The 24,139-nt window shown below is 43.5% G+C and carries 21 protein-coding genes and 2 pseudogenes; 6 read left to right on the top strand and 17 right to left on the bottom strand.

What is annotated here, in order from left to right; genetic code table 11:
* The first annotated feature begins 29 nt into the window (after positions 1 to 29).
* On the top strand, positions 30 to 944 hold the full coding sequence (locus EAE92_RS13015) for a TIGR01777 family oxidoreductase (protein WP_214068392.1): 915 nt from the start codon (positions 30 to 32) through the stop codon (positions 942 to 944).
* Here the strand turns inward: EAE92_RS13015 and EAE92_RS13010 are convergent.
* The 13 genes and pseudogenes from EAE92_RS13010 to EAE92_RS12950 form a co-directional block, all read right to left on the bottom strand.
* The gene (locus EAE92_RS13010) at positions 925 to 1,509 is read right to left on the bottom strand and encodes a UbiX family flavin prenyltransferase (protein WP_046396071.1); all 585 of its coding nucleotides are present in this window, start codon (positions 1,507 to 1,509) and stop codon (positions 925 to 927) included. The genes EAE92_RS13015 and EAE92_RS13010 overlap by 20 nt on opposite strands.
* A gap of 45 nt (positions 1,510 to 1,554) precedes the next feature.
* Entirely contained in the window at positions 1,555 to 3,072 is a 1,518-nt protein-coding gene (gene purF / locus EAE92_RS13005; RefSeq protein WP_214068391.1) for an amidophosphoribosyltransferase, read from the bottom strand.
* 14 nt (positions 3,073 to 3,086) lie between these two features.
* Positions 3,087 to 3,593 (bottom strand): colicin V production protein, encoded by a 507-nt coding sequence (cvpA, locus tag EAE92_RS13000; protein ID WP_214068390.1) that lies wholly within the window; start codon positions 3,591 to 3,593, stop codon positions 3,087 to 3,089.
* 236 nt (positions 3,594 to 3,829) lie between these two features.
* Positions 3,830 to 4,513: a cell division protein DedD gene (dedD, locus tag EAE92_RS12995; RefSeq protein ID WP_214068389.1), complete on the bottom strand. Its 684-nt coding sequence runs from the start codon at positions 4,511 to 4,513 to the stop codon at positions 3,830 to 3,832.
* The gene (gene folC / locus EAE92_RS12990; RefSeq protein ID WP_214068388.1) at positions 4,503 to 5,801 is read right to left on the bottom strand and encodes a bifunctional tetrahydrofolate synthase/dihydrofolate synthase; all 1,299 of its coding nucleotides are present in this window, start codon (positions 5,799 to 5,801) and stop codon (positions 4,503 to 4,505) included. The genes dedD and folC overlap by 11 nt, the downstream gene beginning before the upstream one ends.
* Positions 5,794 to 6,738: an acetyl-CoA carboxylase, carboxyltransferase subunit beta gene (gene accD, locus EAE92_RS12985; protein ID WP_214068387.1), complete on the bottom strand. Its 945-nt coding sequence runs from the start codon at positions 6,736 to 6,738 to the stop codon at positions 5,794 to 5,796. Before accD ends, folC begins: the two co-directional genes overlap by 8 nt.
* Before the next feature lie 103 nt (positions 6,739 to 6,841).
* Entirely contained in the window at positions 6,842 to 7,531 is a 690-nt protein-coding gene (locus tag EAE92_RS12980) for a DedA family protein (protein ID WP_246545180.1), read from the bottom strand.
* A 47-nt stretch (positions 7,532 to 7,578) separates the two neighbouring features.
* Positions 7,579 to 8,373: a tRNA pseudouridine(38-40) synthase TruA gene (gene truA / locus EAE92_RS12975; protein WP_214068418.1), complete on the bottom strand. Its 795-nt coding sequence runs from the start codon at positions 8,371 to 8,373 to the stop codon at positions 7,579 to 7,581.
* A gap of 41 nt (positions 8,374 to 8,414) precedes the next feature.
* The gene (locus tag EAE92_RS12970) at positions 8,415 to 9,425 is read right to left on the bottom strand and encodes an aspartate-semialdehyde dehydrogenase (protein ID WP_214068386.1); all 1,011 of its coding nucleotides are present in this window, start codon (positions 9,423 to 9,425) and stop codon (positions 8,415 to 8,417) included.
* Positions 9,426 to 9,476: 51 nt separating this feature from the next.
* Positions 9,477 to 10,604: a 4-phosphoerythronate dehydrogenase PdxB gene (gene pdxB / locus EAE92_RS12965; protein WP_214068417.1), complete on the bottom strand. Its 1,128-nt coding sequence runs from the start codon at positions 10,602 to 10,604 to the stop codon at positions 9,477 to 9,479.
* Between the two features lie 89 nt (positions 10,605 to 10,693).
* Positions 10,694 to 10,909: pseudogene (locus tag EAE92_RS12960) on the bottom strand (helix-turn-helix domain-containing protein); the annotation flags it as partial.
* A gap of 101 nt (positions 10,910 to 11,010) precedes the next feature.
* Complete coding sequence (locus tag EAE92_RS12955) at positions 11,011 to 11,406, bottom strand: hypothetical protein (protein ID WP_214068385.1); 396 nt, start codon at positions 11,404 to 11,406, stop codon at positions 11,011 to 11,013.
* A gap of 97 nt (positions 11,407 to 11,503) precedes the next feature.
* Positions 11,504 to 11,788, bottom strand: a complete 285-nt coding sequence (locus tag EAE92_RS12950) for a colicin Z C-terminal domain-related protein (RefSeq protein ID WP_214068384.1) — start codon at positions 11,786 to 11,788, stop codon at positions 11,504 to 11,506.
* A gap of 185 nt (positions 11,789 to 11,973) precedes the next feature.
* On the opposite strand from EAE92_RS12950, the pseudogene EAE92_RS12945 reads away from it, so the two are divergent.
* Positions 11,974 to 12,603, top strand: a pseudogene (locus EAE92_RS12945) (DMT family transporter); the annotation flags it as partial.
* Here EAE92_RS12945 and EAE92_RS12940 read toward each other — a convergent pair.
* The 3 genes from EAE92_RS12940 to EAE92_RS12930 all read right to left on the bottom strand — a co-directional run bounded on the left by EAE92_RS12940 (position 12,584) and on the right by EAE92_RS12930 (position 15,520).
* Positions 12,584 to 14,005, bottom strand: coding sequence for a sensor histidine kinase (locus tag EAE92_RS12940; RefSeq protein ID WP_214068383.1), 1,422 nt, complete (start codon positions 14,003 to 14,005; stop codon positions 12,584 to 12,586). The pseudogene EAE92_RS12945 and the gene EAE92_RS12940 sit on opposite strands and share 20 nt — an antisense overlap.
* The gene (gene tctD, locus EAE92_RS12935) at positions 13,992 to 14,669 is read right to left on the bottom strand and encodes a transcriptional regulator TctD (protein ID WP_214068382.1); all 678 of its coding nucleotides are present in this window, start codon (positions 14,667 to 14,669) and stop codon (positions 13,992 to 13,994) included. The genes EAE92_RS12940 and tctD overlap by 14 nt, the downstream gene beginning before the upstream one ends.
* 197 nt (positions 14,670 to 14,866) lie before the next feature.
* Positions 14,867 to 15,520 (bottom strand): DUF7424 family protein, encoded by a 654-nt coding sequence (locus EAE92_RS12930; protein WP_246545178.1) that lies wholly within the window; start codon positions 15,518 to 15,520, stop codon positions 14,867 to 14,869.
* 378 nt (positions 15,521 to 15,898) lie between these two features.
* On the opposite strand from EAE92_RS12930, the gene EAE92_RS12925 reads away from it, so the two are divergent.
* Genes EAE92_RS12925 through EAE92_RS12915 form a run of 3 tightly spaced genes read left to right on the top strand, consistent with a single transcriptional unit; the run spans position 15,899 to position 18,855 of the window.
* Positions 15,899 to 16,879, top strand: coding sequence for a Bug family tripartite tricarboxylate transporter substrate binding protein (locus tag EAE92_RS12925; RefSeq protein WP_214068380.1), 981 nt, complete (start codon positions 15,899 to 15,901; stop codon positions 16,877 to 16,879).
* Between the two features lie 13 nt (positions 16,880 to 16,892).
* Complete coding sequence (locus EAE92_RS12920) at positions 16,893 to 17,324, top strand: tripartite tricarboxylate transporter TctB family protein (protein ID WP_036778752.1); 432 nt, start codon at positions 16,893 to 16,895, stop codon at positions 17,322 to 17,324.
* Between the two features lie 10 nt (positions 17,325 to 17,334).
* On the top strand, positions 17,335 to 18,855 hold the full coding sequence (locus EAE92_RS12915) for a tripartite tricarboxylate transporter permease (protein ID WP_214068379.1): 1,521 nt from the start codon (positions 17,335 to 17,337) through the stop codon (positions 18,853 to 18,855).
* 403 nt (positions 18,856 to 19,258) lie between these two features.
* Here EAE92_RS12915 and fabB read toward each other — a convergent pair whose 3' ends face one another.
* A complete protein-coding gene (fabB, locus tag EAE92_RS12910; protein ID WP_214068378.1) occupies positions 19,259 to 20,473 on the bottom strand; it encodes a beta-ketoacyl-ACP synthase I in 1,215 nt (404 codons plus the stop codon).
* Between the two features lie 1,613 nt (positions 20,474 to 22,086).
* Here fabB and mnmC point away from each other — a divergent pair.
* Positions 22,087 to 24,129: a bifunctional tRNA (5-methylaminomethyl-2-thiouridine)(34)-methyltransferase MnmC2/FAD-dependent 5-carboxymethylaminomethyl-2-thiouridine(34) oxidoreductase MnmC1 gene (mnmC, locus tag EAE92_RS12905; RefSeq protein WP_214068377.1), complete on the top strand. Its 2,043-nt coding sequence runs from the start codon at positions 22,087 to 22,089 to the stop codon at positions 24,127 to 24,129.
* The last annotated feature ends 10 nt before the right edge of the window (positions 24,130 to 24,139 follow it).

Here is a 24,139-nt window from a genome sequence, read left to right as displayed (position 1 = left end):
TATCAACAATTTAGGTTATAGGAGTGGTTATGCGTATTTTAATCACTGGCGGAACAGGTTTGATTGGTAGCCGTCTGGTTTGCCAACTTCTTTCCCTATCCCATTCCATTACTATTCTAAGCCGCTCACCTCAAAAAGTTTATTCTCTATTCAGCAATCAAGCTGAATGCTGGACCAGCCTGAAAGATAAAACCGATCTCAACGATTTTGATGCCGTAATCAATCTTGCTGGCGAACCCATAGCAAACAAGCTATGGACTTCAACGCAAAAAGAGAAGCTGTGCCAGAGTCGCTGGACATTAACAGAGCAACTCAGCAAGCTGATTAATGCCAGCCAGACACCACCGGAGGTCTTTATTTCCGGCTCTGCGGTGGGCTATTACGGGGATCAGAATCAAACAGTCGTCACAGAACACGAGCCGCCTCATGATGAATTTACTCATCAGCTATGTAAGCAGTGGGAACAACTTGCATTACAGGCAGCCAGTGATAAAACCCGGGTTTGTCTTTTACGTACTGGTGTTGTACTGGCAAAAAACGGCGGAGCGCTGAAAAAAATGCTTCCCCTGTTCCGTCTTGGGCTTGGCGGCCCTATGGGGAGCGGGAAACAGTATCTGCCCTGGATTCATATTGACGATATGGTGAATGGCATCTATTACCTGTTAATGACGCCTGATTTGAGCGGTCCTTTTAACATGACCGCCCCTTATCCAGTACATAATGATCAATTTGCCGCAACATTGGGAGAAGTATTGCATCGCCCTGCTATTATTCGAACACCTGCTTTTGTGCTGAAATTACTGATGGGAGAAGCTTCGGCACTGGTACTAGGCGGACAACAGGCTATACCGCATAATTTGGAACAAGCGGGTTTTGGCTTCCGCTATTTTCAGCTAAAAGAGGCACTTGAAGACCTGCTAAATGCTAAATCTCAACGCTTTTAGCCCCTTGCCAGCGGGTAAATAGATCATGAGGCAGCTCAATATCAAACTGATCAAGCACTCGGTTAACTGTCTGGTCAATAATATCCTGAATCTGTTGAGGCTGATGATAAAATGCAGGCACAGGCGGCATAATCACCGCGCCAATTTCCGCCGCTTGAGTCATCAGCCTGAGATGCCCCAAATGCAACGGCGTCTCTCTCACCCCAAGCACTAACTTACGACTTTCTTTTAATACAACATCTGCCGCTCTGGTCACTAATCCATCAGTATAGCTGTGAACAATACCTGAAAGGGTTTTTATTGAGCATGGCAGAATGACCATGCCCGAAGTTTTGAATGAACCTGAAGAGATGGCAGCGGCAATATCTCTGTTGTCATATACAACATCAGCCAGCGCCTGCACATCTCGTAAACTATAATCTGTTTCAAGCGCCAGTGTCTGGCGGGCGGAACGACTGATAACCAGATGTGTCTCTATTCCTTCAACTGGTTGTAAAACTTGCAGTAGCCTTACGCCATAAATAGCCCCGCTTGCTCCTGTAAGCCCTACTATCAATCTTTTCATTTTTTCCTCATCAAACACCGAACAGCTATTTAAACCCGAAGGCCATCAACCTTCATTATAGATATCCAGGTTTTCGATTTCATTCTGATTATTCAGCTTTACTTCATCATCTTTACGCAAATTCTCCAGATAATAGAGATAAGTCTGATCAACGTCTTTGGTAACATAAACACCATTGAATACTGAACACTCAAACCCATCAACATCCGGGTTTTCTTCACGAACAGCGTCGATCAGATCGGTTAAATCCTGAAATATCAATGCATCCGCACCAATAAGCTGACGAATTTCATCCACTTCACGCCCATGAGCAATCAGTTCATTTGCATTGGGCATATCAATGCCATAGACATTCGGGAAACGCACTTCCGGTGCTGCCGAAGCAAGATAAACTCTCTTCGCGCCCGCTTCACGAGCCATATCAACAATCTGTTCTGACGTTGTACCACGTACGATAGAATCGTCCACCAATAGCACATTTTTATCACGGAATTCCGCGCGATTAGCATTCAGTTTACGGCGGACTGATTTCCGGCGCTCCTGTTGCCCAGGCATGATAAATGTCCGGCCGACATAGCGGTTTTTCACAAATCCCTGACGATAAGGTTTACCAAGTATGCGGGCAATTTCTAGCGCGACATCGCAAGATGTTTCAGGGATTGGAATCACCACATCAATATGCAAATCTTCCCATTCACGGGCGATTTTCGCCCCTAACTTATGCCCCATCCGTATGCGGGCGTTATAAACCGAAATTTTATCAATAAAAGAATCTGGGCGAGCTAAATAGACAAATTCAAATAAGCAGGGGGTCAGAGAAGGATTTTCAGCACATTGACGAGTAAATAGCTGACCTTGTTCAGTAATATAAATTGCTTCACCTGATGCGACATCCCGCAGGAATTCAAAGCCTAGCGTATCCAATGCAACGCTTTCAGAAGCGACCATATATTCATTACGGCCATCATCCAAGGTGCGCTTACCTAAAACCAACGGACGAATACCATGCGGATCACGGAAAGCCACTAATCCATGACCAATAATCATCGCAATGCAGGCATAAGCGCCACTCACCTGTTTATGCATTGCCGCTACCGCCGCAAAAATATTGTCAGGTTCCAATGGATAATGCTGGAAGCAATCCAGTTCACTAGCAAAAACATTGAGCAAAATCTCAGAATCTGACGTGGTATTCACATGGCGACGGGCATCCTCAAACAGCTTTTTCTTCAACTCATGAGCATTCGTCAAATTACCATTGTGTGTCAATGTAATACCAAATGGAGAGTTCACATAAAACGGTTGAGCCTCCGATGCACTGGAACTGCCCGCTGTCGGGTAGCGAACATGACCAATCCCGATCGTTCCCTGTAAACGCAGCATATGCCGAGCTTCAAATACGTCTCTCACTAAGCCATTGGCTTTGCGTAAACGAAACCCATTGTTACCATCAATAGTGGCAATGCCCGCAGCATCTTGCCCACGGTGCTGAAGCACCGTCAACGCATCATAAATCGACTGGTTAACCGGTGTAAAACCGACGATACCAACAATACCGCACATGTAGTTTTTCCTCATCAGCCAAACGGAGAGGTATATTTCTCCGGCAAGAAACTTGACGCATTTTGCAGGTAGTCAAAGAACCACCTAATGATATGACTGAACTGTGGGATCAATTGTGACTGTTTCCAATCTTCACTTCGAGCCAATGGTGTAAATGTATCCAGAAAAAACAGAATAGCCGCGACAATCAGTACACCACGCAATGCCCCAAAGCAGACCCCCAGTACTCGATCAGTACCTGACAATCCAGTCCGTTGCACAAGAGAACCTATCACATAGTTCACCACGGAACCGACAATCAAAGTAGCGATAAACAGCAACGCGATAGCGATCCCGTTACGCACCAATTCATCTTCAAAACGGGTGAAATAGACCGCTAAGTAAGTATAAAAATGGCTTGCCACAAAGAAAGCACATCCCCAAGTAACCAGCGATAATGCCTCACGAATAAACCCACGAATCAGGCTAACTAATGCCGAGAAGCCAATAACGGCGATAATAACGTAATCAATCCAAACCATGTTTTAATTCCAAAATAGACACCTCGGCATCCGTTTCAAGTGCATTCTAACAGAAAACGAAAACGTTTGCGTAGCAAGATTTCCCATCCCACTGAAAATAATTGGGCGGCGAATTTGAGTAATCATCATCACCGCAATCATTAAGATTTACTTCTTCATGATCGTTGTCCTATTCGTCACATAGGTATCCGCCCACTTTTTATTACAATCTGTAACATTATTACAATTTGTAACTATTATGGCCGATAGCTCCTTACTTGCCCTTGTAATCCAGTCAAGCTTTTCAATTCTGATAATGCCGAGTCAAGTTGTTGCTTAGAGGCATTCGGGCCAACATATATTCTGGTTAATTGCCCCTGAACCGGAGATGAAGGAACCGTATAAACCTGATAACCGGACAAACGTAGTCTGGCGACGATTTCATCTACCTTTCCGGCATTTTTTAAAGCACCCAGTTGTACGATATAAGCCTGCCCTTGCGGGGCGGTTTCAACCGGTTTAACTTCAGGTTTCGGCTCTGGCTTGATGTCTGGTTTAGGTTTAAGCGCCGGAGCGAGCGGCTTAGTCTCTGGTTTTGGTTCAAGCTTAATCTGTGGTTGAGGCTTCACTTCTGACTGAACAGCAGGAGGGATTATCGGCGTGGGATTAGGAGTAGTAACCAATGGTATTTCCGGCTGCTCCAATGTTTCTGGCTGCAATGCCTCTGTCTCATCTTCCAGAGGCACTGATAATATTGGTGGATTAAGAGGAGGTATAGATTCAATTTCTTGCTCATCTCCAGGCTTTGGAACCAGGGGAATTGATGCAAATTTATCTTCGTTATATTTCTTGTTGCCGTCTAACAACGCAGGCAGCACAATAACACCCAATGCTACCAAGACAATTGTTCCAACCAAACGATTCTGAAATCTACTTGCCACTTCCCTTCTCCCTGTCCAGAGCCTCCATGACATGCGCTACCGTGTGGAATGAACCACAAACGACAACAATATCTTGCTCATCAGCATCAGCCATCGCCTGATGCCAGGCACTTTCCACATCAGTAAATAGCCGTGGCTGTTCAAGATACTGCGCCAGTGTCTGTGCATCCGCACCACGCAATTCAGTCAACGGAGCGCAATACCACTCATTTATTTGCCGTGACAGGCAAGTCAGTGTACCGGCAATATCTTTATCACCTAACATACCCACGACACCCAGGGTTTTGCTACCCGGTTGGCGGGGTAATTGGGCCAGTTTCTGTACCAGATAAGCCGCCGCATGGGGATTATGCGCCACGTCCAAGATCAACAGGGGATTTTCACGAACTATCTGAAAACGCCCCGGCAACTGTGCATTTTGCAACCCTTGATGGATTGCACGCTCATTAATAGCCCGACTGACTTTATCATCTTGTCGTAACAGACAACAAATAACACCCATTGCCGTCGCTGCATTCATCAGAGGAACATTTGGCAAAGGTAGATTGCTAAATAGCCTATCATCAGATTGCCAGCGCCAGTTTTTATCCTGCTGAGAGAAACGCCAATCAACGCCACAGCGAAACAACTTGGCGCCTAATTCGCCCGCAACTTCCGCGACAGAAGATGGCATATCCGGTTCACCCACTACAGCAAAATGATCTTTACGGAAAATCCCCGCTTTTTCTCGACCAATATGCTCGCGGTCCGACCCCAACCAATCAATATGATCAAGTGCAATGCTGGTAATAGCGGCAATATCGGCATCTACAATATTTGTCGCATCCAGCCGCCCACCTAAGCCTACTTCTAAGATAACCACATCCAGACAAGCTTGTTTAAACAGTTGCAAAGCCGCCAATGTGCCATATTCAAAATAAGTCAGCGAAATATCGCCGCGACGAGATTCAATATCCGCAAATACACGACAGAATTCCTGTTCAGGTAACTCTTTCCCCTGAATACGCACTCTTTCGGTATAACATACAAGATGCGGAGAGCTGTAAACACCCACTCTCAGCCCGGCCGCCAACAAAATAGATTCTATCGTGCAACAGGTGGTTCCTTTGCCATTAGTGCCGGATACAGTTATCACCTTGGGCGCAGGGTTAACCAATTCTAACGTTTGGGCAAGCTTCCCCACACGCTCAAGCCCCATATCAATGGCCTTAGCGTGCAGGTTCCCAAGATAGGAAAGCCACGTCATCAATGGCGACGTGGCTTGAGGAATTTGTAAAGTGTCAGACATCTTCTTTATTGGTGTTTATTTGAATATCCGCCTCGACATCAGCGGGTTCTGCCACAAATTCAGCAACAATTGGCTTAGTACCCGGCTGCGACTGATGAGTGAGTTTAGAAAGTAAACTGGCAAGTGTGTCACGCATTTCAGGACGACGAACAATCATGTCAATCGCTCCCTTTGCCAGCAAAAACTCACTACGCTGGAACCCGGACGGTAATTTTTCACGGACAGTCTGCTCAATAACTCGCGGCCCGGCAAAACCAATCAATGCCTTTGGTTCAGCAATATTGATATCACCCAACATCGCCAGACTTGCTGAAACACCGCCCATTGTCGGATCGGTCATGACAGAGATATAAGGCAAACCACGTTCTTGCATTTTTGCTAAAGCAGCACTGGTTTTCGCCATCTGCATCAATGACATCAATGCTTCTTGCATACGAGCGCCGCCACTGGCAGAAAAACAAATCAGAGGACAATTGTCTGCCAACGCTTGTTCTACGGCACGGACAAAACGGGCTCCAACAACCGAAGCCATAGAACCGCCCATAAATGCAAATTCAAAAGCAGCAACAACAACCGGCATACCACTCAGAGCGCCTTTCATCACGATCAGGGCATCTTTCTCTTGGGTTTGTTTCTGCGCCGCTGATATACGATCTTTATACTTTTTGGAATCGCGGAATTTAAGAATATCTTTTGGCTCTAATTCTTCTCCTAATTCCGTCGTTGCTCCTTCATCAAGGAATGTAGCCAATCGGGTACGCGCCGAAATACGCATGTGATGATCACATTTAGGGCAAACCTCAAGATTGCGCTCTAACTCAGCACGGTAGAGCACCTGACTGCAACTATCACATTTAGTCCAAACCCCTTCCGGGATATTCGCTTTACGAGTTTGGGTAATGTTGCTTTTATTAAGAATTTTTTCAATCCAGCTCATTGAATGATCTTTCCGTCTGAATCTGGCTTATGCCAGTTTTGTTATTTGTGTGCCATTAAACCACAATGCTATTACAGTGTGGATAAAAAACTGCTCAAACCTGTTACCGGTTATCACTATTCTGCTTCATCACCGCACGACGATGACGCCAAATTTCAATCACTCCGGGCAGGATTGAGATAAAGATGATAGCGACAATCAACAGTTTCAAATTCTGTTGTACCATTGGCATATCACCGAATATATAACCAGAATAGGTGAATAACAGTACCCAAACTAGTGCGCCAATCACGTTATAAGCAGCAAAACGACGATAAGACATTTTCCCCATACCTGCAACAAATGGTGCGAATGTTCTGATAATCGGTACAAATCTCGCCAAAATAATTGCCTTCCCACCATGTTTTTCATAAAACTCATGTGTTTTATCTAGATAACTGCGGCGGAAAATTTTTGAATTTGGATTAATAAATAACCTTTCGCCAAAAATGCGACCAATAGCATAGTTCACAGCATCGCCAATAACAGCCGCAATAATCATCAATACCACCATGAGATGTACATTCAGATCATTTGAGTCCAAAGCCGCTAAAGCACCGGCGACAAATAACAGTGAATCTCCCGGCAGAAACGGCGTAATCACTAATCCTGTTTCACAAAATAAAATCAGAAACAGAATGCCATATATCCAATGACCATATCGTGCGACCAGTTCGGCTAAATGAATGTCAATATGGAGAATGAAATCAATAATAAATTTAGCAAAATCAATAAAATGAGTCAGAAATTCCATCATATTCCCCGCTATGCCAAAACATCCGTGTCGGCAACTAACAAATGTTAAATCAGATTATCTGCCAAAAACAGAGGTCCCATAGCGGCGCCAGGCAAATCAAATTGCGCCGGATAATCAACAGCAACCAAATACAACCCTGCCGCTTTTGCCGTCGCAGCGGCTTTCGTCCGGTCTTTTAAAGCAAGCAACTGGGCCATCCAGTCAATATCCTGATTCCCACAACCAATTTCCATCAGGCTACCGACTATATTACGCACCATATGATGTACAAAAGCATTGGCTTTGATATCTATGACGACATAATGCCCATAACGGCTGACATTAATGTGCATCACATTACGCCAAGGTGTTTTAGATTGGCATTGCACTGCACGGAAAGAGGTAAAATCATTTTCCCCTAACAAACATTGCGCTGCCTGATGCATCCGCTTTTCATCCAGTGGATAGTGAAAATGGGTTACGCCATTAGCCAGCACCGCCGGACGATAACGATGATTAAAAATAATGTAACGGTATCGCCGGGCAGTTGCGCTAAAACGGGCATGAAAACGCTCATCCACGGTTTTTACCCAACGAACAGCAATATCCGGCGGTAAGTGCACGTTCACACCCATTGTCCATGCGGCATCCTTGCGCTGAACAGCCGTTTCAAAATGTACAACTTGCCCTGTCGCATGTACTCCAGCATCAGTCCGACCAGCACAAAATACCGATATAGGTTCATCGGCCACTTTTGATAATGCTTCTTCAAGGCATCCTTGGACACTTTTCACTTCTTGCTGACGTTGCCAGCCATAATATCGACTGCCATCGTACTCAATACCCAATGCAATTTTCATTTTTGAACCTGGCACAGATTCTATTTGTTCTGTACCAAACATCAGTAAAATTGCTCCTGAATCAGTTTTTCCGCTGTTTCAACAGCCATCAATGCGCCACCAAACCGGATGTTGTCGGCCACAGACCAGAATTGTAATACTTCCGGCATACCATAATCATGGCGCAGACAACCAATACTCAGCGCATCATTACCTGATGCTTCCGTCACCGGCGTCGGATAATCGCCTTCATCTGCAATGTTAATATCAACCATCCGCTCTAATTCTTCTCGAGCTTCTTCCACCCCGACCGGACGCAAGGTTTCCAAGTGGACTACCTGAGCATTACCATAAAAAACGGAAGACTGAACGCAACTCACTGAAATGGGTAACCCCTCATCCTGTAAAACTTTGCGTATTTGATCCACAAGGCGACGCTCTTCACTCACAGAACCGTCAACATCTGTTGGCAACGGCAAAAGATTAAATGCCAGTTGTTTACTAAAACGACCTGGCTCCGGTGGGATGCCATTAAGTAAACGGGCGCTCTGCCCGGCTAATTCATCAACCGCCGCTTTGCCGTGAACAGAAACAGAGAACAGGTTAGTCAAATGCAAACGTGCAATTCCAGCGGCATCCACCAGCGGTTTAATGGCTGTCAGTACCTGACTGGTCATATTATCCGCCAAAGCGATAATATTACGGTTGCGATAATCCGCCAATGCATGAGGGTTAACACCCGGAACAACTAAAGGTACATCCGGTTCCATAGCAAACAACCCACTGCTATCAATCACCAGACAACCTTCTTCTGTCGCTTTTTCAACATATCGTGCTGTGGCTTCTAATCCAGCCACGAAAAAAGCGAGTTGTACCTGTGACCAGTCAAAATCAGCGGCATCGCCAACAACAAAATTTTTACCATTAAAACGCAGATTCTCACCGGCACTGCGCTCACTGGCGAGAGGATACAATTCACCAACGGGAAACTGACGTTCTTGTAATAACGCCAATATCGCTTCACCTACTGCCCCTGTCGCACCCAACAGGGCAATATTCCAACCTTCTGACATGTTGGTTTTCTCCATCTATATTTCTGACATGCAGATATATTTCTGCACGAATTAAATCAGTTCTGTACTGAAACCAAGAGCGGCTAACAACTCAGCACTCTCTTTGTTATCACAACATACCGTCAAGGATGACCATTCCCGGCGTTCTAAATAGTTTTTGCGCAGATAATCAAATTGCCCTTTTTGACCGGCCGCTTGCCGTAATGGCGTATCATCGCGGCGCACATCATACACTAAATGCATTAACCGCTTTAGTGTGCTTTGAGTCACATTGCCATGCAGGGTAACCCGGCTGAAATCCGGCTCCGGCAATAGATCAGATAAAGCCACTTTGCGAGGGTAGCCGAGGAATCCACAGTAAGCTTCAAATACCTGTGTGGTACCACGCGCTTTACCTTCAAGGGTATAACCTGCGATATGCGGTGTACCAATATCAACTAATTCCAATAATGGCAGGGATAAGTCAGGCTCCGGCTCCCAAACATCCAGAACAACACGAAGTTTCTTGCCATGTTCCAACACGCCAAGCAGAGCCTGATTATCAACAACCTCACCGCGGCTGGCGTTAATCAATATGCGATTATCTGGCAAAGCTGACAATAATTCAGCATCCACTAAATGATGGGTTTTATATGGACCCGATGTATTCAATGGCGTGTGGAATGTCAGAATATCCGCCTCTTTAACCAGTTTCTCCAACGGCCAAAAGTCACCAACATCCCCTCTGGCAGCTCTTGGTGGATCACATAAAAGTGTCCGCACACCAAGAACAGCTAACCGTTCCGCCAGTCTACTGCCGACATTACCGACCCCGATAATGCCTACAACCTTATCTTTAAGCTCAAAACTATCACGTTCAGCCAGCAACATTAACGCTGAGAAAACGTATTCAACCACAGCAATGGCATTACATCCCGGCGCCGCTGAAAACCCAATTCCTGCCTGCGATAACCACGACTGATCCACATGGTCAGTCCCTGCGGTAGCCGTACCGATAAATTTTATCGTGCTGCCTTTCAGCAGTTCTTCATCAATCTTAGTCACCGAACGGACCATAAAGGCATCTGCGTTATCCAATGCCCCCTCCGGCACCGGACGCCCCGGAATAGCTTGTACATCCCCCAATGGCTGAAATAGTTGTTCAGCATAAGGCATATTTTCATCAACCAAAATCTTCACTTGATTCCATCCTGTGGCGTAAAACGGACGTAGCCGGCTATTTTGCCACTGAATCATAACAAAACCCATAATAACGGTTTCTTTTATTATTAACTTTTCTTGAAACGGTCCGGTGTCGTACCCGCCAATTGCTGAAACACCGCGATAAAAGCAGAAGATGAGCTATACCCCACATCAAAAGCGACTTCATTCACTGTTTTCCCTTGTTCCAGTAAAGAAATAGCATGTAAAAACCGTAACCGTTGTCGCCACTCGCTAAATGACATACCTAATTCTTGTCGGCAACGCCGTGACAACGTATGTTCTGCAAGCACGATCCGTTATTGGCAACCAGAACCTACGCATAAAGACTTTAAACCATGCCCTATGATGAAGTTGATTTTCTTAATGAAAAAGTGATTACTATTTAATTTTTTAACGCGTTCACAATATTCATAGCTTGTTCTGCATCTTTTATCGATATTCTGAATGAAGGACCTAAGGTAGTTTGAATGGTATTCGAGATAATATGTGTACCTCTAAATGATACTGTCACTTGGGTGCCAATATTCTTATTGATCAAAGTATCAAAATGGGGAAAACAAGATTTATCTTTTTTCATCACTATTGCTAATTGGTTATTGCCACCTTTATCTGCCCCTAAATAATCAATTTGATCTGTACAGGCTTGAGTTAAAACAAATTCTCCACCGGATGAAAATGAAAATTTCAGCCCCTCTTCTATTTGTACTTGTTTATCTAGATTATTGGAGCATCCTGTTATGACAGATAGAAGTAACATAATAACCAATAAATTTCTCATAATTTTGATCCTACTATATTGAATTGAACGATTTCACAGAAAATAAGCCCTACTTAAAATCCGAGTAGGGCTGAAATTAACAGTATATTAAAACAAATTACCAAGTAATTCTAATGTTTTGCCCTGTAGAATGACTTTTACATCTTATTCTATCTATTCCTATTCCTCCGTTACTACGGACCAGATAATCACCAGGACCCATAGTTTGTATAGTTTTTAGTGTTGGTTCATCTACATATTGTATTTCAACGGAAAAAGTGGATGGAGCCTGTGATTCTGTATCGAAAGTATATCTAACACTGTGGCTGCTACCGAACCATCCTTGTAAATCAATCCAAGGCCCCCAAAAACCGGGTGGAGCATAAGCTTGAGCTGCTGGCATATTTAACCCCTTAAATATAAAAAGTTAGTTATGTTGGCAAAAGAACGATATTTCAAAGGACTCTTTTATTATAGATAAGAATTGCATTTATTATAATTTATTTTTATGCTTTATGTGACATTCACATTTAACATACTGTTTTTAAATGAAATTTAAAGATTAATTCTTCTATTTTATATAGAACTCTTAACTCATTAATTCCTCTTTTAACTGTCATCATCAGTATATTTGTTTTACGTGTTATCCCCACTGTCGGTATTGCTCTCGGTACTGTTTTATCTCTGTTTGGTTTAGTCTGGTTGGTTAGCGCCGGTGATCCTATATTATTGCTACAACACGGTTTAGGTCACGGAGAGTTGATGATGTTGATTGCTTCCATCTCCTACGCACTCTATGGCGTATTAACCAAACGTTGGTCTATTCCATTACCCAACTGGCAATCTCTGTATGTGCAAATCGCTTTTGGCGTCCTGTTATTACTGCCCAATTTTTTGTTAGCAAAAGATGTTCAACTAAACACCAACAATATTTCGTTAGTCCTATTCGCTGGTATTCCGGCCTCAATTCTCGCTCCCTACTTATGGATACAAGGCGTTATAAAGCTTGGCGCTAATACTGCTTCCATATTTATGAATCTGGCCCCGGTATTTACCGCAATTATCGCTATTCTGGTTCTGCATGAAGAGATGCACAGTTACCATTTGATTGGCGGCGGCATAACGTTATTGGGCGTTATGTTGGCACAGCAACTACGTACTCCTCTTATTAGACGTAAGACAGAAAAATCTCAGGAAATTAATCGTCAGAAAGCCTAAAAGGAATTCTGACCAATAAACCGCCCAGTATTTCACTGGGCAATAATTGGAGATGAGCGCCATGATAAATACTGATGTCTTTGACCAAGGCTAATCCCAGCCCTGCCCCTTCATGCCCAGCGGCATTATCAAGACGATTAAAAGCCATTAGAGACAAATTAACTTCCTCTTTAGCAATCCCCGGCCCACTGTCATCCACTTCCAAATAACAATATGCCTTACAAGGGCTGAGAATCACCCTAGCCGTGACAATGCCACCTTCCGGCGTATATTTAATCGCATTGTCCAATAAGTTAGCGCACATTTCTGTCAGTAATACAGGTTCCCCCTTGATCCATTGAGCGTTTTCTCCTTCATAACCCAAATCAATATGCTTACTTTCAGCCTGTTGCAAACGAGAAAAACACGCCTGTTGCAACAATTCAACCAAATTGACCGGCTTATAATCCCTCACGGCCTCCTTTTCATGCGCTTTCAAACGAGAGAGTTGTAATAAACGATCCGTCAGAGAGATAGTATTGTCCAATGTATTATCAATGGCCTGTAAACTTTCTTTCCATTGCTCCGGATCAGTGCTGGCAAGCGCTACCGCTACTTGAGTTTTTAATACCGTTAATGGCGTTCTTAGTTGATGAGAAGCATCCGCGCTGAACCTCTCCTGCCGACTCACCATCAGTTTCAGTCGCTCTATATAACGATTAAATGCATATAATAATGGGGAAAGTTCTGACCAAGGCAACATATCCGGTAATGGAGTGAGATCATTAGCGGGACGACGGACCATGACGCCAGAAAGTTTATGCAATGGTTTCAGTAGCTGCTTCAACAGAAAGTAAGCCAGAATCAGAGTCAACCCAACCACTGTTCCCTGGCTCATCAAAGATGATATTAATAATTGTTGCGCAAGATAATGGCGGGAAGCCACTGTTTCGGCGACCAGTATCAACGCCATTCCCATCATCCCTCCTTCATTAATCGGCTGATAAAGGGCGGCAACCCTAATAGGATGGCCGTGATATTCAGCGTCATAGAAATAAACCAAAGCGGTGTATAAATTGGAACGAAGCGTATCTTTAGGTATCAAAGGCAAATCATCATAGCCAGAAATGGTTTTCCCTTCAGGAGATAATACTTGATAGAACAACCTATCATTCATATTTCGCTCAAAACTATCCAGAACTACATAAGGTACATCGACAATCAATTGATTATTCTGAACAGCCAGCCGTTCTGCCACAGTTCGAGCCGATGCCAATAAAGTACGGTCATAAGCCAATGTCGCCGCATTCTCCGCACTGAGATAATGAGTGCAAACCGATAAACAACCCAACAAAAATAGCGGAACGCCAAAAAACAAGAGTAACTGATGAAACAATGAGTTCGGTACTTTAAACCATCTCATCTTTCTGGCACTCCAGACGATAACCTAACCCCCGTAATGTACTGATTCCCACATTACTGCCCGACAATTTTTTCCGAATCCGGTGTACATAAAGTTCAATACTTTGTGGGTTTGCTTCATCTAACAATGCAAATACCTGTTCAAATAGCTGTTGTTTAGAAACTGGCCTCCCTCGACGATGGAACAATGTTGTCAAAACCGAAAGTTCCCGTGGCGTCAAAGCCAATGGCTCATCGTTCAGGACAAAGTAACCATCATCCTGATAAACAAGGGAGCCGAATGTCAGCGTCTCCTGTAACACATTTGCACTACGCCGAAGTAATGCCCGGATACGTGCCTCCAATTCCTGTAAATCAAAAGGTTTCGTCAGATAATCATCAGCACCAGAATTAAGCCCTTTCACTCGCTCAGAAACATCAGCCTTCGCCGTTAATAATAATACCGGCAAATTTTGCCCACGTTTACGCAAACGAATCAACAATGAAAGGCCATCCAGCCTCGGCAAAGAAACATCTAAAATCAACAACGCATAGTTTTCTGTCTGCAATAATTGATCAGCGATGATGCCATCATTCGCAACATCTACAGCAAACCCCGCACTACTCAGTGCTTTTTGCAACCAGTGCAATAATTCCGGGTGGTCTTCCACTAAAAGTAAGCGCATATTTTAAATATCTAACCGATTCATATAAATATAATTACAAGCATAACTATATTTTCAGTTTATATCGCCATACCTATTTTCCTGAAAAATAGTCAGACGCTGACTCAATTCCATTTTCATGACAAAATACCGCGCTATCAATAACAAGATATTCTGTCATACCGAATCAAGTAATAGATTTCTATTACCACTTCCATTTACTCAGATATTGCCATAAGCACCGGGGTAAAATCAAAACGTTCATCCAATGCAGACGCCACAGAGACATTAGACAAAGTGAGTTTTATTTCACTGCCTACTTTCAAACTAAAATTCGATATCACCATCGGCTCTTTATCATTAAGAAATGCGGATAAGCCCGTCATTTTTAAAACCTTATCTGTATCATTCTTAATATTAATTGAGATTTTGGTCTTTGATGCCATTGAGCTATCTATCTGGCTAATTTTCTTCTTCATCTCTTTTGGTACGCTTATCACCAAGATATCTGCGCCATCACCGTAAAGATGAATACCCTTAGTAGAATCAGTTATACTTGAGTTCCCTACACTCACGGGAACTTTAAAGTGAGCAAACGAATCCATATTTTTTCTAAAACACTCCACGTATTCCACATTGGCGAAAATAGCGGGTACTTTTTCCTGAGCGTCTAACAAAGATTTTGATGGTTGTCTGGAATCCTTATAATCACCACAAGCACTGACTTCAACCAACAAATCAGATGTCACTGTTTTAACTTGTTCAGATAACAACTGGTTAATAGATACCGAAGTACTAAGTTCCGTTTTACATCCCGCCAAAGCAAAAGCCATTGCACTCCCCACAGCACTACAAAGAATCAATTTTTTCATCATTTCCTCAATTCAGATTTCCGTAAGATAAAGTCTTATTATATTCAATACATTCTCCGTTTAATTTAACAGATTGCACAAATAAAGAATTACCGTTTTCATGCCCCCCTTTTAGCTGAATGTAAAATTCTCGCAAACAAAACAGTACAACCTCAAAACTACGAGAAACTTACAACAAACCAAAACAAAAAAGAAAGCCTGTAGCTATTTGTTAGCTCATTAATGCGAAACACCACGCAAATTTAAGCGATTAAAATCACATATCAGCAACTTTTCTTGTTAATGAAAGGTAAATGAAAGGTTTTGTTATTACTAATTGACTTAACCAAGTTTGGTTGTAGTGGTATATCTTACACAGGTATTGATGAGAGTAAACAAATGAAAGCTATAACGATCAAGATATTAACGGCAACCGCTTTGCTATTTGGCGCAAGTAGTGTTTTTGCTGTCAGTGCGCCTGGCAAGACCGAATGTATTGCTCCTGCAAAACCGGGTGGCGGGTTTGACCTGACCTGCAAGCTGATCCAAGTTTCACTACTGGATACGAAAGAGATCAGCAAGCCTATGCGCGTCACCTTTATGCCCGGAGGTGTTGGCGCTGTCGCTTACAATGCTATCGTCGCACAACGACCTGCTGAAGCGGGAACCATTGTCGCTTTCTCCGGCGGCTCTCTGCTCAATTTATCTCAGGGAAAATTTGGTCGCTATAACGTTAATGATGTGCGCTGGCTGGCGAGTGTTGGGACTGATTATGGGATGATCGCTGTCCGTGCCGATTCACCTTACCGCACCCTGAACGATTTGATGAACGCTTTCAAGGATAATCCTAATAACATTGTATTTGGCGCCGGAGCCTCCATTGGCAGTCAGGACTGGATGAAAACCGCACTGCTGGCAAAAGAAGTCGGCATTGATCCTCACAAGATGCGTTATGTCGCCTTTGAAGGGGGCGGCGAACCTGTCACCGCTCTGCTGGGTAATCATATTCAAGCGGTTTCTGGCGATCTGAGCGAGATGGTTCCTTACCTGAATGGAGACAAAATCCGGGTCTTAGCTGTTTATGCAGATAAACGACTAGATGGCGATTTAGCCAATATCCCTACTGCCAAAGAGCAAGGTTATAACTTGGTGTGGCCGATTATTCGCGGATTTTACATGGGTCCAAAAGTTTCTGACGAAGAGTACCAATGGTGGGTTGATACTTTTAATAGACTACAACAAACAGATGCTTTTAAAAAACAACGTGATATCCGTGGGTTGTTCGAATTCAACATGACCGGCAAAGAGTTGGACAACTATGTGAAAAAACAGGTTGAACAATATCGTGAACAAGCCAGAGCTTTTGGTTTAGCCAAATAACAGAGTCATCATTATGAGCGATCGTATCTTTGCTGCTATCTGGCTAGTGCTCTGCGCCATTGGGATGGTCATTGGTTGGGGCATTCAGAGCGAATACACTTATGAACCTTTGGGACCCAGACCTTTCCCAATGATCATTCTGTCTCTGATGGCGCTCTGTGCCTTACTGCTGCTTTTCAAAAAACCAGAACAGAGCAATTGGCCTAGCGCCCCCGTTATCCGTCGCCTAATGCTGTTGATTATCTCTTTAGTTATCTATGGCTGGGCATTTGAGTGGCTGGGGTTCCCTCTCGCGACAGCGCTGCTGACATTCAGTGTCGCACTGTTGTTTAACGCAACACTGCCTGCCGCAATCATTTCCGGGGTGTTCCTTGGCGTCACGCTCTATTTCGCCTTTGACCGCTTACTTGACGTAACCCTGCCTCTCGGTAGCTGGCTCAACTGACGGAGAACTTATGGAAACGTGGATGTATCTTAGCCAAGGTTTTGAAGTTGCAATGGTGCCGCAAAACCTGATTATTGCTTTAATTGGCTGTTTTGTCGGTACGATTGTTGGGTTGTTGCCGGGGCTTGGGCCGATTAATGGCGTTGCGATTCTGCTGCCGCTGGCTTTCGCTTTAAAGCTGCCTGCTGAATCTGCCCTGATTTTATTGGCAACCGTTTATATCGGTTGTGAGTATGGTGGGCGTATATCATCGATTCTGCTGAATGTTCCTGGTGATGCCGCTGCCATTATGACTGCGCTAGATGGTTATCCGATGGCCAAACAGGGCCGTGCGGGTGTGGCGCTGTCTATTTCCGCGGTGAGTTCTTTCTGTGGTTCTTTGCTGGCGATTTTCGGCATTATTTTATTTGCTCCATTACTGGCGCAGTGGTCACTAGCTTTCGGCCCTGCTGAATATTTCGCACTTATGGTTTTCGCCATTGCTTGTCTGGGTAGCATGATGAGCCAGAATCCGCTGAAATCACTATTAGCAGCATTAATAGGATTGAGTCTGGCTACTGTCGGAGTAGACGCCAACACCGGGGTTTATCGTTTTACTTTCGACAGTGTTCATCTATCAGATGGTATACAGTTTATTGTTGTGGTAATAGGTCTGTTTTCTGTCAGCGAAATTCTGCTGATGTTAGAAAACACCTCAACCGGCAAAACCATTATTCGCAAAACAGGCCGCCTGCTGTTCAATCGCAAGGAAGCGGCTGAATGCGCCATACCAACGCTTAGATCATCCTTTATCGGTTTCTTTGTCGGTATTTTACCTGGCGCAGGAGCGACAATTGCCAGCGCAATTACCTATATGACTGAGAAGAAACTCAGTGGGAATAGCGACTCATTTGGTAAAGGCGATATTCGCGGCGTAGCAGCGCCAGAAGCAGCTAATAATGCCTCGGCCTGCGGCTCCTTTATTCCAATGCTAACATTAGGAGTGCCAGGTTCAGGTACCACGGCCGTCATGATGGGGGCATTAACGCTCTACAATATTACGCCTGGGCCGGGAATGTTCACTGAGCAGCCGGATATTGTCTGGGGGTTAATTGCGGCTTTATTAATTGCCAATATTATTCTGCTGATTATGAATATCCCAATGATAGGTCTGTTTACACGGATGCTCACTATTCCACTTTGGTTGCTTGTTCCAGCTATTGCGACTGTTTCAGCGGTCGGTGTATATGCCATACATAGCACGACGTTTGATCTTCTATTGATGGTAGGGTTGGGCGTTTTCGGCTATATTCTGAGGAAAATGAATTTTCCGATGTCGCCATTAATCCTCGGTTTCGTATTAGGAGAAATGCTGGAACAAAACTTACGTCGCGCGCTTTCTATTAGCAACGGGGAATTTGGCATTCTGTGGAGTAGTGCAATTGCTCAGAGTTTATTGATACTGGCAACTCTGGTTTTGGTTATTCCACCAATATTACGAATTGTCCGTAAGCGCCGTATTCAGCAAGTAGCTACTGAAAATAAAGCATAATTAAGAAAAAGCCCATAATATTAAAAAATCATAATTATCATAAAGATATTATGGGCTTTTCTATCACAACAAGAATATATTTCCGTATTCACATTATATTTCAGACAAAATCAACACTAAGCAAAATAGGTTTGAATTTACTTTATATAAACGAATATACCTTATGGATTTCAAGGTGCATCGCGACGGCAAGGGAGTGAATCCCCGGGAGCATAGCAAACTATGTGACCGGGGTGAGCGAGCGCAGCCAACAAAGAGGCAACTTGAAAGATGACGGGTATAAACAAGATACAAACAACACGCAGAAACGGGACTATACACAAAGGTGATCCGCTATACGCAGTCACCTAAGATGTATCAAGTAATGACCATTTTTGGTCCGAAATAATCTGTGATGGGGGAATCAACCTAAATACTTGCTCATCACCAAAGAAGCATTAGTGCCACCGAAACCAAAACTATTGGACATCACCGTATTCAACTTTTGCTCAGTAGGTTTAGTGATGATATTCATGCCTGCCGCTTTATCATCAAGATCTTCAATGTTAATACTCGGCGCAATAAAATCATGTTCTAACATCAGTAGGCTATAAATCGCTTCGTGTACACCGGCAGCGCCCAGTGAATGACCAGTCATCGCTTTTGTTGCAGAAATTGCCGGTGTTGTATCACCAAAGACTTCCCTGATCGCTTCCAACTCTTTCAAATCACCCGCAGGAGTAGAAGTACCATGCGTATTCACATAATCGATGGAACCTTTCACACCTTGCAATGCCATATTCATACAACGAACCGCACCTTCGCCAGATGGAACAACCATATCTGCGCCATCCGATGTTGCACCATAACCAACAATTTCAGCGTATATGTGTGCGCCACGCGCCAGTGCATGCTCTAATTCTTCCACAACAACAATACCGCCGCCGCCAGCAATAACAAAACCATCACGGTTTTTATCATAAGTGCGGGACGATTTTTCTGGAGTTTCGTTGTATTTAGTTGAAAGTGCGCCCATTGCATCAAATTCACAGCTCATTTCCCAGCACAGCTCTTCACCACCACCGGCAAAAACAATATCCTGTTTTCCTAACTGAATAAGTTCAGCCGCATGACCAATGCAATGAGCAGAAGTAGAACAGGCAGAACTGATAGAATAATTTACCCCTTTGATTTTAAAAGGAGTCGCAAGGCAAGCTGACACACCGGAAGCCATTGCGCGGGTTACCATATAAGGCCCCACACCGCGTAAACCACGAGCGCGCATACCATCAGCACTCGCAACCTGGTTATATGGAGAGCCACCACCAGAACCCACTACCAATCCGCTACGAATATTGGAAACCTGATCATCAGTCAGGCCAGAATCTTTAATTGCTTCATCCATCGCCAGATAAGCATAAACAGAGGCATCGCTCATGAAACGCTGAATTTTTCGGTCTATTAACCCGGCGGTATCCAGTTTTACATTCCCCCAGACATGGCTTCTCATTCCTATCTCTTTGAATTTCTCAGAAAAAGTTATCCCGGAGCGGCCTTCTTTCAGAGATGCCAGTACTTCTTTCTGATTATTACCAATGCTGGAAACAATACCCAAGCCAGTGATCACTACACGCTTCATCAAATACCTCATTAAATGTGTTTATCCGCGGGATTTCTATCTATGCTATGTAGCACTCTAGCGTACACTTGTACGCTGAACAAGTCCGATCAGGATAAAATTACGAAGAAAAATTCATCTCTCTAAAAACCCCAATATGTTTTCACGTCAAAATAACCGTTAACTTTCATAGAATACAGTAAAAAGCATTCGGGCTTTAATAGACAAAAATAAATTTCAGATAGGAATTATTTTGGTGAACAATAAAATCATAAAATACTTTTAATTTCCATCAAAAATTTAGACTAAGGATAATAATATCAATGCAATATATATGAGTTTATCAAGCATCCGAATAATGATTAGTAGGCTTATATTTATATATAAGTTTATATACTTGTTATTTTTATTAATTTTTTTGCTAATTAGCAAAAAAATTTAATAACAGAGAATAATAAGGATGAATAAAATTTTCATGAAATGAATCAATCCCTATGTTATATTAGTGACTGAATTACGTAAAATAACCAAATTTACAGCAATAAACGTTTTAGAACAGAAAGTTTTCAACTTTATCAACAGATAAAGCCATTATTCACACAAAAGATGATGGTAATTATGCTACGTTATATGCAAATGGTCGGTTCATTGTAAGACCTAAGTAACTTTACCCAATAATCCTAATGGGGGTTAATAATGAGAGGACTTGGTTATCTTCTACTGAGCGTTGGTATCATATGGGTCCTAGTGGCTTTTAATATGGACACAAACACTCTGTCACAATATAGCAACAATTTTAACAACACTGAACCAATTACTTCACAACAAAATCATATTCTAATTGGCGCATTCATGACACTTTATGGGCTAATTATGATTATATCCAGTAGGAATCAGAGATTATTAGAGTCTATATACAGAAGTAATATTAAGGAGATTGCCGAATTCAATTCAAAAGATGTATTCATACCTACACCTATGCAAAACTCAGATTACTTAAAACGAGCTAATAAGAAGCGGCCAAGCGCAAAATGATATCAATGACTGATACGATTTCATCACATTTAAAAGAGAGGCAATCAAAAGAATTTAAAGAATTATGCGAATTTCACATTCATTTATAAATACAAACCCCGCTTCGCTGGCGGGGCATTATTTCCTTGGGCATCCCGGCTTTATTATAAGGAGAACTTACTCATAATAAGGTATCGTGTGTAAAATTATTTACTCTTTAATAATGAACATATGAAATGTTTTCCCCATAGAGAAACATTCCATATCAAAGCAAATGTCTCCTCAGCAATTCTCTTTGCCAAAGTCAATATTTCGTTCGGGTACAGATTGGTAACTCATATTGGCAACACATGGGGCAAAAAGGTTCATTCAGCGATCATCGCCGTCGCTGGGTTGAAGGCATTGCCGCAGGGCTTTTGTGTTTGGCCGCCGGGTACCTGGCGAAGAGCTGAACAGAATGATTGTTGATATAATGCCCAATAATGTCCAGCGCTTGTCCAAATACAGGCGCTGGCTGCTGTTCAAATCAGCACTTTTTCACTCTTTTCTTCTGTCAGGTGGTACATCAATCTCAACCTCGCTAAAATCGCATTATTATCAGTAATATTGCAGGCATTACCGTGAAAAATTCTGCTATCTGTACCGCAACCCTAAGTTGGAATGATCAAGGTACTCCAGTTTCAACGCAGTTTGATGACGTTTACTTCTCAAATCAGGATGGGCTGGAAGAAACCCGTTATGTATTTCTTAATGGCAACCGCTTTCCCCAACGATTCAGTACTCATTCCCGTTCTAATTGTGTAATCGCGGAAACCGGCTTCGGAACAGGATTAAATTTTCTGACGCTCTGGCAATCATTTGATGTATTTCGACAGCAAAATCCTAATGCGCCGTTGAAACGTCTACATTTCATCAGTTTTGAGAAGTATCCGCTGAAAACCAATGATTTAAAAGCCGCTCATCAACGCTGGCCTGAACTTGGAATTTTTTCACAGCAACTTTGCCAGCAATGGCCTCAACCTCTGGCAGGCTGCCACCGACTGATTATGGCAAATGGCGCTGTCACATTGGATTTATGGTTCGGTGACGTCAATGATCTATTGCCAACAATGGATTCCACTCTTCACGGTAAAATAGATGCCTGGTTTTTAGACGGCTTCGCTCCTGCCAAAAACCCGCAAATGTGGAGTGAGCAGTTGTTTGCCGCAATGGCACAATTTGCCCATCCAGAAGGCACTTTTGCAACCTTTACTTCTGCCGGCATCGTCCGCCGCGGCTTACAACAGACTGGTTTTAATGTCAGTAAAATCAAAGGATTCGGTCGAAAAAGAGAAATGCTGACTGGAGTTCTGGCAACTCAGAAGTATCAGCCATTACCAGCACCTTGGTTTGCCCGACCGGCAGCAAGCCACACCGATGATATCGCGATTATCGGCGGAGGAATTGCCGGTATTCTCACCGCACTTGCGCTACTGCGCCGTGGAGCACAGGTGACTCTTTATTGCCAAGATGCAGCTCCGGCACAAGGTGCGTCTGGTAATCGCCAGGGAGCACTCTACCCGTTACTGAACGGTAGTAATAACGGGCTAGAAAAATTTTTTACCTCCGCATTTACCTTTGCTCGCCGCCAATATGAACAGTTATCAGCGCAAGGAGTTGATTTCAACCATCAATGGTGTGGCGTCAGCCAGCTTGCCTATGATGAAAAAAGTAGTAAGAAAATTGAGAAAATGCTGGCGACAGAATGGCCGAATGAACTCGCCATCGGCATGAATTGTCACCAGTTGAGTGAAAAATGTGGGCTGGATATTCATCACCACGGCATTCACTATCCACAGGGCGGATGGCTATGCCCGGCTGAACTCACTAAAGCAGCAACAGAATTGGCACAACAGCAAGGAATGCTCTGTCGCTTCAATCATCAAGTTACCGCGCTCAATTACAACCAGCATGGCTGGCAACTGCATCTCATGCATCAAGGACAACCATTAAACGCACAGCATAAAACGGTGGTGATTGCCAACGGTCATCATCTCCCCAAATTTGAACAAACCGAGAAACTGCCGGTAACTGCTGTGCGTGGTCAGGTCAGTCACATCCCAACCACAACTGATCTGAGCCAATTGCAAAATGTGCTTTGCTACGATGGTTATATGACACCGGCTAATCCAGCCAATCAACACCACTGTATCGGCGCCAGTTATCAGCGGCATCGGCTTGATAGTGAATATTCTGAAACAGAACAACAGGAGAACCGTGATCGATTGCTGAAATGTTTACCTGATGCCGAATGGGTAAATCAGGTTGATGTTTCTGCTAAACAATCCCGTCAAGGTATTCGCTGCGTTATCCGTGACCATATGCCAATGGTGGGAAATGTGCCGGATCTCAATAAAATAATGACAGATTATCAAGATTTGCCAGAAAAAATCCGCACAGGGAGCCTCATTACAGATGCACCCTGCTATTCCAATCTGTTTGTTATCGGGGCATTAGGTTCTCGTGGATTATGCTCTGCGCCACTCAGTGCAGAAATTCTTGCCGGGCAGATCTTTGATGAGCCATTACCACTGGATAATGAAACATTGGCAGCTCTTCATCCAAACCGTTTTTGGATCAGAAAACTACTGAAAGGCCGTAAAGTGAAAACTGAAAGACCCTAAGGAACTGCGC

The sequence above is a fragment of the Photorhabdus hainanensis genome (genome assembly GCF_018448965.1).
Lineage (GTDB): Bacteria > Pseudomonadota > Gammaproteobacteria > Enterobacterales > Enterobacteriaceae > Photorhabdus > Photorhabdus akhurstii.
Note: the sequence above shows the minus strand (reverse complement) of the source record. Positions and strands in the feature narration are given on the sequence as shown.

Bases quoted from the DNA above. Each gene is read 5' to 3' on its own strand.
- EAE92_RS12950 (WP_214068384.1), bottom strand. From the start codon at position 11,788: ATGCCAGCAGCTCAAGCTTATGCTCCACCCGGTTTTTGGGGGCCTTGG.
- EAE92_RS12930 (WP_246545178.1), bottom strand. From the start codon at position 15,520: ATGAAAAAATTGATTCTTTGTAGTGCTGTGGGGAGTGCAATGGCTTTT.
- EAE92_RS12925 (WP_214068380.1), top strand. From the start codon at position 15,899: ATGAAAGCTATAACGATCAAGATATTAACGGCAACCGCTTTGCTATTT.
- EAE92_RS12980 (WP_246545180.1), bottom strand. From the start codon at position 7,531: ATGGAATTTCTGACTCATTTTATTGATTTTGCTAAATTTATTATTGAT.
- EAE92_RS12920 (WP_036778752.1), top strand. From the start codon at position 16,893: ATGAGCGATCGTATCTTTGCTGCTATCTGGCTAGTGCTCTGCGCCATT.
- EAE92_RS12955 (WP_214068385.1), bottom strand. From the start codon at position 11,406: ATGAGAAATTTATTGGTTATTATGTTACTTCTATCTGTCATAACAGGA.
- EAE92_RS13010 (WP_046396071.1), bottom strand. From the start codon at position 1,509: ATGAAAAGATTGATAGTAGGGCTTACAGGAGCAAGCGGGGCTATTTAT.
- folC (WP_214068388.1), bottom strand. From the start codon at position 5,801: ATGTCTGACACTTTACAAATTCCTCAAGCCACGTCGCCATTGATGACG.
- purF (WP_214068391.1), bottom strand. From the start codon at position 3,072: ATGTGCGGTATTGTTGGTATCGTCGGTTTTACACCGGTTAACCAGTCG.
- tctD (WP_214068382.1), bottom strand. From the start codon at position 14,669: ATGCGCTTACTTTTAGTGGAAGACCACCCGGAATTATTGCACTGGTTG.
- EAE92_RS12940 (WP_214068383.1), bottom strand. From the start codon at position 14,005: ATGAGATGGTTTAAAGTACCGAACTCATTGTTTCATCAGTTACTCTTG.
- cvpA (WP_214068390.1), bottom strand. From the start codon at position 3,593: ATGGTTTGGATTGATTACGTTATTATCGCCGTTATTGGCTTCTCGGCA.
- truA (WP_214068418.1), bottom strand. From the start codon at position 8,373: ATGAAAATTGCATTGGGTATTGAGTACGATGGCAGTCGATATTATGGC.
- fabB (WP_214068378.1), bottom strand. From the start codon at position 20,473: ATGAAGCGTGTAGTGATCACTGGCTTGGGTATTGTTTCCAGCATTGGT.
- EAE92_RS13015 (WP_214068392.1), top strand. From the start codon at position 30: ATGCGTATTTTAATCACTGGCGGAACAGGTTTGATTGGTAGCCGTCTG.
- EAE92_RS12970 (WP_214068386.1), bottom strand. From the start codon at position 9,425: ATGTCAGAAGGTTGGAATATTGCCCTGTTGGGTGCGACAGGGGCAGTA.
- accD (WP_214068387.1), bottom strand. From the start codon at position 6,738: ATGAGCTGGATTGAAAAAATTCTTAATAAAAGCAACATTACCCAAACT.
- EAE92_RS12915 (WP_214068379.1), top strand. From the start codon at position 17,335: ATGGAAACGTGGATGTATCTTAGCCAAGGTTTTGAAGTTGCAATGGTG.